Genomic DNA, 6,104 nt, shown 5'->3' on the forward strand with positions numbered 1-6,104 from the left:
ATTAATTAATAGCTTTTACGGTAAATGTGCTCCAACTCTTCTTCCGTTGGCTGACGAGGATTGGTTGGCGTACAGCGGTCAGCCATCGCGGTCTGTGCCATGCGGGACAACACCTCATCGAATGCATCTTGGTCGACGCCAAGCTCACGAATTCCGTTTTCGATGCCAATGGACCGTTTCAACTTTCCGATCGCCTGGATCAAATTTACGGTTCCTTCACGGGCGGTCCGTGCCTGGCAAGTGCAGCAGCGAAGCGAGCCGCGCATAGCGTTCACAAACCCTGTCTATCGCTTTTCCGCCCAAGTTGGCGTTATACTCCATTACCGCCTCAAGAAGCAGTGAATTTACTCGTCCGTGTGCAATGTGGAACGTTCCGCCAAAGGCATGGGACATACTATGAATGATACCAAGACCTGGCGTTAGTAAACGCCATTCCCGCCATACAGGATGCATTCTGCACCCGATTCCGCGCCTCTGGATCTGCTGGATCATGGTAAAGCGTTTCCAGATTAGCAAATACCAATTGGACGGCCTTTTCGGCCAACGCATCAGTAAAGTCGGTCGCTTTGGTAGAGACATAAGCCTCTAGTGCGTGGGTCAGAACATCCATTCCAGTGTCCACCACTATTTTGTTTGGCAATTGCTTGGTAAGGGTGGAATCGAGAATCGCTATGTCCGGAGCGATAAAATCATCCACAATGACGATTTTGTCTCCGTCCACTGTAATCACCGAGAAGTCGGTTACTTCTGATCCGGTGCCACTGGTGGAAGGAATGGCGATAAACGATGGTTTGACAAAAGGCTCGTCTTTCTCCTGTGCATATTGGCGGGCGAAGTACAGAACGCCTTTCGCTGTATCAATGACGGAGCCGCCGCCCAGCGCCAGTAACACATCAGCGCCACTTTCCCAATACACTTGAAGCGCTTCGGCCACAACACTCACGTTTGGATCGGGCTTAACACCGGTATACACTGAAGTGGATATTCCACCGCCTTGCAGTAGATCAACCACCTGATCCAGGTAACCCAGCTTCTCCATCATAAGATCAGAAACGATACAGGCTTTCGTGCCTTGAATTTCCGCCAATTTCTTCAGTGACTGTTCGCCTGAATATACCTTCGATTTAATAACAAAGATGTCGTTCATTACGGCACCTCCCTTGAATTTCTGTCAATAACCTGTCCCTAAGATGGAAGGTTATAGCGGGAAATGATCTTTTCAATGTCTGGGTGTGGATTAGGAATAACGTTTGAAGAATACACCTCAGTCCCCATCGCCTGTACTGCGGCGACACCTGCATCTACTGCAGCTCTTACAGCGCCTACATCTCCGCGAACAAGGACAGATATATAACCAGAAGCCACGTTTTCGTAACCGATCAAATCTACATCGGCCGCTTTGCACATAGCATCCGCCGCTTCCATGACGTATACAATTCCAAAGGTTTCAATGAAACCCAGTGCATCATGCTTGCTCATGAACCTTTCTCCCTTCCCGGTAATTATGCGTTAATAGCATGCGCTTTCACAATTCCTGCAATAGAACTGAGCGGACGCGGCATCACATTATGGGCAGTAACTTTGCCAATCTTCGCTGCCGCTTCAGCGCCAGCCTCTACTGCTGAACGAACTGCCGCAACATCGCCTTTTACCATTATCGTTACGAGTGTGGAACCAACATTCTCGTAGGATACCAGAACAACATCTGCTGCTTTAAGCATAGCGTCCGCCGCTTGGATCGCAGGAACCATGCCCAATGTTTCCACAAGCCCGAGAGCCTCTTCTCCCCGGTATTCCATTCGAACCTCACCTCACCTGGGTATTTTAATTTGTGAATCCGCTTTATTTATGACTCAACTACTAACTGAAGGTTAACACAGGTTCGCCTTGTTATTATGGAGGATTCGGTAGCTGATTTTAGGATTCTAATGCCCCCTTTACCGTCAATCTGGTACAAAAACGTCTTTCTTGCATTACAAGTACCAGAACCTCCTCAAGCCCGTCCGTTTCATTGAATTTCTCACCCTATCTTGCTATAATTGTGGTAAAATCTGTGCGGCGAGTGTATGCATGTTAACGCATGCATAATGAATGCCGAGAAAAGGCTATCATGAAACCTCTAAATGAATTTTTATCCAAACAAATGAACATGGAAGACCTGGTGCAGCAAAAACTCCGTCTTTTTTTTGAAGATGAGAGTATCGTTTTTGACAAATCTCGTTTTGCGGGCGGGTTAACCAATTATAATTACATTATGAATATCGACGGTATGGAGTACGTGATTCGCAAGCCTGGTAACCTGACAGATCAAATGATCGACCGCAGGATAGAGCGTGTGAATAACTGCATCGCCTCGGAGTTTGGCGTGAATTCGGAATGTATATATTTCGATGAGGATAGCGGTATTAAGATCAGCAAGTATATTCCTAATAGTAGAACGCTTGCCGCGGCGGGTCCCTTGGCTTTACAAAGCTTGCAGGCCGTTTCTTCTTTACTGAGGAAGATTCACGGTAGTCCCAAGCACTTCCCTAATAAGTTTGATTGGCTCAGTGAACTTACCAAGTATGAAACCATTGTCACTCAGATCAACGGTGAATTGTTTTTTGATTACGCCTCTTTGAAAGAGCAATTGCTTCGTTTCATGCAAGACCATCTCAAAAATGTCATTTCGGTTCCCTGCCATAATGATACGGTTCCGGAGAATTTCCTCGTGGATGAGAGCAGTTGCGTCTATTTGATAGATTGGGAATATTCCGGAATGAACGATCCGGCCTTTGATATTGCCGCGTATATCATTGAATCGCGTTTGACAGCAGAGGCGATTGACCAATTGTTTGAAGCCTATTACGGTAATACGTTTACTCACGATGATCTGATGAAGGTCAAATGTTATATGATGGCTCAAGATTTGTTGTGGACTGTATGGGCCCTGCTACGCCATTATACCGGGGATGATTACCTGGATTACTGCTCGCTACGTTATAACCGCCTGCGTCGGAATATTCAAGCTTTAAGTATTCAATCGGATTATCCTATTGTCGACATGGTGAAGCCATAGTACTAGTTATTGCTTGCGCTGGAATGAGAAACTTACGGAGGTTGATTCAGTCTAGTTAAAACGATACTGGTTAGTTGATATACAAAAACCTGTACTTTCTTGTCTCAAGGATAAGAAAGTACAGGTTTTTTTGTATGATTAAAATTTATAAATCATTCATCTAAATTCAGACTCCGATAGAGTTTGTCTATAACAGCAGAATTTATTTATGTTTTGGCGCTAAACGCCTATGAGAATAAAAAAATAAAAGCTCTTGGAATATCTTATTCCAAGAGCTTTCTTGATTAGTCGATGCCGGTGAAGGGACTCGAACCCCCACGGTTTCCCTCACGATTTTGAGTCGCGCGCGTCTGCCAATTCCGCCACACCGGCATATTCAATTATATGGCGCGCCCTAAGAGATTCGAACTCCTGACCTTTTGATTCGTAGTCAAACGCTCTATCCAGCTGAGCTAAGGGCGCATGAGTTCAAACAGTGCGGAAGACCAGACTTGAACTGGTACGATAGTCACCTACCGCAGGATTTTAAGTCCTGTGCGTCTGCCGATTCCGCCACTCCCGCAAAGATTGATGGAGGCGCCACCCAGATTTGAACTGGGGATAAAGCTTTTGCAGAGCTGTGCCTTACCACTTGGCTATGGCGCCATAAATTATATGGAGCGGACGACGGGAATCGAACCCGCGACCCTCGCCTTGGCAAGGCGATGCTCTACCGCTGAGCCACGTCCGCATATTAAATACTGGGGATATAGGATTCGAACCTATGAGTGACGGAGTCAAAGTCCGTTGCCTTACCGCTTGGCTAATCCCCAATAATATTCATTTAAAATAAATGGGGCGATCGATGGGACTTGAACCCACGAGTGCCGGAGCCACAATCCGGTGCGTTAACCCCTTCGCCACGACCGCCATAATAATATACATTCACTTTTTTTGAAAAATGGCAGGGGCAGCAGGAATTGAACCCACACCAAAGGTTTTGGAGACCTTTGTTCTACCTTTAAACTATGCCCCTATAAAACTGGTGGAGGCTGATGGATTCGAACCACCGAACTCGTAGAGAGCAGATTTACAGTCTGCCGTGTTTAGCCACTTCACTAAGCCTCCAGGAATGGTGCCGTCGAGAGGACTTGAACCCCCAACCTACTGATTACAAGTCAGTTGCTCTACCAGTTGAGCTACAACGGCGTATTCATTTGTTTTGTTAAATGGTGGCTCGGGACGGAATCGAACCGCCGACACGAGGATTTTCAGTCCTCTGCTCTACCGACTGAGCTACCGAGCCATATAATAATGACAGTAATCAATATTATAACATATCTTCTCTAAACTTCAATACTCTTATTCCGTTTTATTTGGAATAATGGCGGAGCCGACGGGATTCGAACCCGCGGTCTCCTGCGTGACAGGCAGGCATGTTAGGCCTCTACACCACGGCTCCACACTATAAATTTGAAGCTAATTGCGGGGCAGGATTTGAACCTACGACCTTCGGGTTATGAGCCCGACGAGCTACCGGACTGCTCCACCCCGCGTCAATTAGAAGAAATATGGTGGAGGCTAACGGGATCGAACCGCTGACCCTCTGCTTGTAAGGCAGATGCTCTCCCAGCTGAGCTAAGCCTCCATACATGGTGACCCGTAGGGATTCGAACCCCTGTTACCTCCGTGAAAGGGAGGTGTCTTAACCCCTTGACCAACGGGCCATGCAATAAGATGTAACTTGTTAAGAAAATTATGGCGGAGAGAGAGGATTCGAACCCTCGAGACGCTTGTGACGCCTACACGATTTCCAATCGTGCTCCTTCGGCCAACTCGGACACCTCTCCATATGGCTCCCCGAACAGGACTCGAACCTGTGACAACTCGATTAACAGTCGAGTGCTCTACCAACTGAGCTATCAGGGAACATTAACTTTCAGGCTTGATCACCTGAAAACTGGATACGAAACTTCATTTTGCGTTTTAATATTTGGATAAGCCCTCGACCGATTAGTACCTGTCAGCTCCATACATTGCTGTACTTCCACCTCAGGCCTATCAACCTCGTCGTCTTCAAGGGGTCTTACTAATTGGGAAATCTCATCTTGAGGGGGGCTTCACGCTTAGATGCTTTCAGCGCTTATCCCTTCCGCACTTAGCTACCCAGCTATGCTCCTGGCGGAACAACTGGTACACCAGCGGTGCGTCCATCCCGGTCCTCTCGTACTAAGGACAGCTCCTCTCAAATTTCCTACGCCCACGACAGATAGGGACCGAACTGTCTCACGACGTTCTGAACCCAGCTCGCGTACCGCTTTAATGGGCGAACAGCCCAACCCTTGGGACCTACTTCAGCCCCAGGATGCGATGAGCCGACATCGAGGTGCCAAACCTCCCCGTCGATGTGGACTCTTGGGGGAGATAAGCCTGTTATCCCCAGGGTAGCTTTTATCCGTTGAGCGATGGCCCTTCCATGCGGTACCACCGGATCACTAAGCCCGACTTTCGTCCCTGCTCGACTTGTCAGTCTCGCAGTCAAGCTCCCTTTTGCCTTTGCACTCTTCGAATGATTTCCAACCATTCTGAGGGAACCTTGGGGCGCCTCCGTTACTCTTTAGGAGGCGACCGCCCCAGTCAAACTGCCCGCCTGACACTGTCCCCGTACCGGATTACGGTACCAGGTTAGAACTCCAATACGATCAGGGTGGTATCCCAACGGCGCCTCCACCGAAGCTGGCGCTCCGGCTTCCTAGGCTCCCACCTATCCTGTACAAATCGTATCAAAGTCCAATATCAAGCTGCAGTAAAGCTCCATGGGGTCTTTCCGTCTTGTCGCGGGTAACCTGCATCTTCACAGGTATTAAAATTTCACCGGATCTCTCGTTGAGACAGCGCCCAAGTCGTTACGCCATTCGTGCGGGTCAGAATTTACCTGACAAGGAATTTCGCTACCTTAGGACCGTTATAGTTACGGCCGCCGTTTACTGGGGCTTCGGTTCATAGCTTCGGGTTACCCCTAACCACTCCCCTTAACCTTCCAGCACCGGGCAGGCGTCAGCCCGTA

At 48.2% G+C, this 6,104-nt stretch carries 6 protein-coding genes, 17 tRNA genes and 1 rRNA gene (1 of these 24 cut by a window edge); 1 reads left to right on the forward strand and 23 read right to left on the reverse strand.

All coding sequences use genetic code 11. The features are described from left to right. Window positions 1–5 precede the first annotated feature (5 nt). From RE628_RS24245 to RE628_RS24265, 5 genes are read right to left on the reverse strand one after another with little or no spacing between them, the layout of a single operon-like run. Window positions 6–182: an iron-containing alcohol dehydrogenase gene (locus RE628_RS24245; protein WP_309155721.1), complete on the reverse strand. Its 177-nt coding sequence runs from the start codon at window positions 180–182 to the stop codon at window positions 6–8. Window positions 183–216: 34 nt separating this feature from the next. Continuing rightward, the gene (locus RE628_RS24250; protein ID WP_309155722.1) at window positions 217–453 is read right to left on the reverse strand and encodes an iron-containing alcohol dehydrogenase; all 237 of its coding nucleotides are present in this window, start codon (window positions 451–453) and stop codon (window positions 217–219) included. Next, window positions 395–1,147, reverse strand: a complete 753-nt coding sequence (locus RE628_RS24255) for an iron-containing alcohol dehydrogenase (protein ID WP_309155723.1) — start codon at window positions 1,145–1,147, stop codon at window positions 395–397. The genes RE628_RS24250 and RE628_RS24255 overlap by 59 nt, the downstream gene beginning before the upstream one ends. Before the next feature lie 38 nt (window positions 1,148–1,185). Next, on the reverse strand, window positions 1,186–1,479 hold the full coding sequence (locus tag RE628_RS24260) for a BMC domain-containing protein (RefSeq protein WP_309155724.1): 294 nt from the start codon (window positions 1,477–1,479) through the stop codon (window positions 1,186–1,188). Window positions 1,480–1,502: 23 nt separating this feature from the next. Continuing rightward, window positions 1,503–1,799: a BMC domain-containing protein gene (locus tag RE628_RS24265; RefSeq protein ID WP_005550149.1), complete on the reverse strand. Its 297-nt coding sequence runs from the start codon at window positions 1,797–1,799 to the stop codon at window positions 1,503–1,505. Window positions 1,800–2,143: 344 nt separating this feature from the next. Between RE628_RS24265 and RE628_RS24270 the strand changes: the two genes are divergently transcribed. Then, window positions 2,144–3,058 (forward strand): phosphotransferase, encoded by a 915-nt coding sequence (locus RE628_RS24270; RefSeq protein WP_309155725.1) that lies wholly within the window; start codon window positions 2,144–2,146, stop codon window positions 3,056–3,058. Between the two features lie 292 nt (window positions 3,059–3,350). Here the strand turns inward: RE628_RS24270 and RE628_RS24275 are convergent. From RE628_RS24275 to RE628_RS24360, 18 genes are all read right to left on the reverse strand, one after another. Further along, a tRNA-Leu gene (locus RE628_RS24275) sits at window positions 3,351–3,430 on the reverse strand. Between the two features lie 13 nt (window positions 3,431–3,443). Next, a tRNA-Arg gene (locus RE628_RS24280) sits at window positions 3,444–3,520 on the reverse strand. Window positions 3,521–3,534: 14 nt separating this feature from the next. Further along, a tRNA-Leu gene (locus RE628_RS24285) sits at window positions 3,535–3,620 on the reverse strand. Between the two features lie 9 nt (window positions 3,621–3,629). After that, a tRNA-Cys gene (locus RE628_RS24290) sits at window positions 3,630–3,703 on the reverse strand. A gap of 10 nt (window positions 3,704–3,713) precedes the next feature. Beyond that, window positions 3,714–3,788, reverse strand: a tRNA-Gly gene (locus RE628_RS24295). A gap of 10 nt (window positions 3,789–3,798) precedes the next feature. After that, a tRNA-Gln gene (locus RE628_RS24300) sits at window positions 3,799–3,870 on the reverse strand. A gap of 21 nt (window positions 3,871–3,891) precedes the next feature. Next, window positions 3,892–3,967 (reverse strand) — tRNA-His (locus RE628_RS24305). Window positions 3,968–3,999: 32 nt separating this feature from the next. Then, window positions 4,000–4,073, reverse strand: a tRNA-Trp gene (locus tag RE628_RS24310). A gap of 7 nt (window positions 4,074–4,080) precedes the next feature. Next, a tRNA-Tyr gene (locus RE628_RS24315) sits at window positions 4,081–4,165 on the reverse strand. A 5-nt stretch (window positions 4,166–4,170) separates the two neighbouring features. Then, window positions 4,171–4,246, reverse strand: a tRNA-Thr gene (locus RE628_RS24320). A gap of 21 nt (window positions 4,247–4,267) precedes the next feature. Then, window positions 4,268–4,343: transfer RNA gene (locus RE628_RS24325), tRNA-Phe, on the reverse strand. A gap of 79 nt (window positions 4,344–4,422) precedes the next feature. Continuing rightward, window positions 4,423–4,499, reverse strand: a tRNA-Asp gene (locus RE628_RS24330). Window positions 4,500–4,520: 21 nt separating this feature from the next. After that, window positions 4,521–4,593, reverse strand: a tRNA-Met gene (locus tag RE628_RS24335). 16 nt (window positions 4,594–4,609) lie between these two features. Next, window positions 4,610–4,685, reverse strand: a tRNA-Val gene (locus RE628_RS24340). A 5-nt stretch (window positions 4,686–4,690) separates the two neighbouring features. Beyond that, window positions 4,691–4,764 (reverse strand) — tRNA-Glu (locus tag RE628_RS24345). A gap of 32 nt (window positions 4,765–4,796) precedes the next feature. After that, window positions 4,797–4,887: transfer RNA gene (locus RE628_RS24350), tRNA-Ser, on the reverse strand. Between the two features lie 3 nt (window positions 4,888–4,890). Continuing rightward, window positions 4,891–4,966 (reverse strand) — tRNA-Asn (locus RE628_RS24355). 64 nt (window positions 4,967–5,030) lie between these two features. Further along, window positions 5,031–6,104 (reverse strand): 23S ribosomal RNA (locus tag RE628_RS24360) (it continues 1,854 nt past the right edge of the window).

This window comes from Paenibacillus sp. D2_2, assembly GCF_031199965.1.
Lineage (GTDB): Bacteria > Bacillota > Bacilli > Paenibacillales > Paenibacillaceae > Fontibacillus.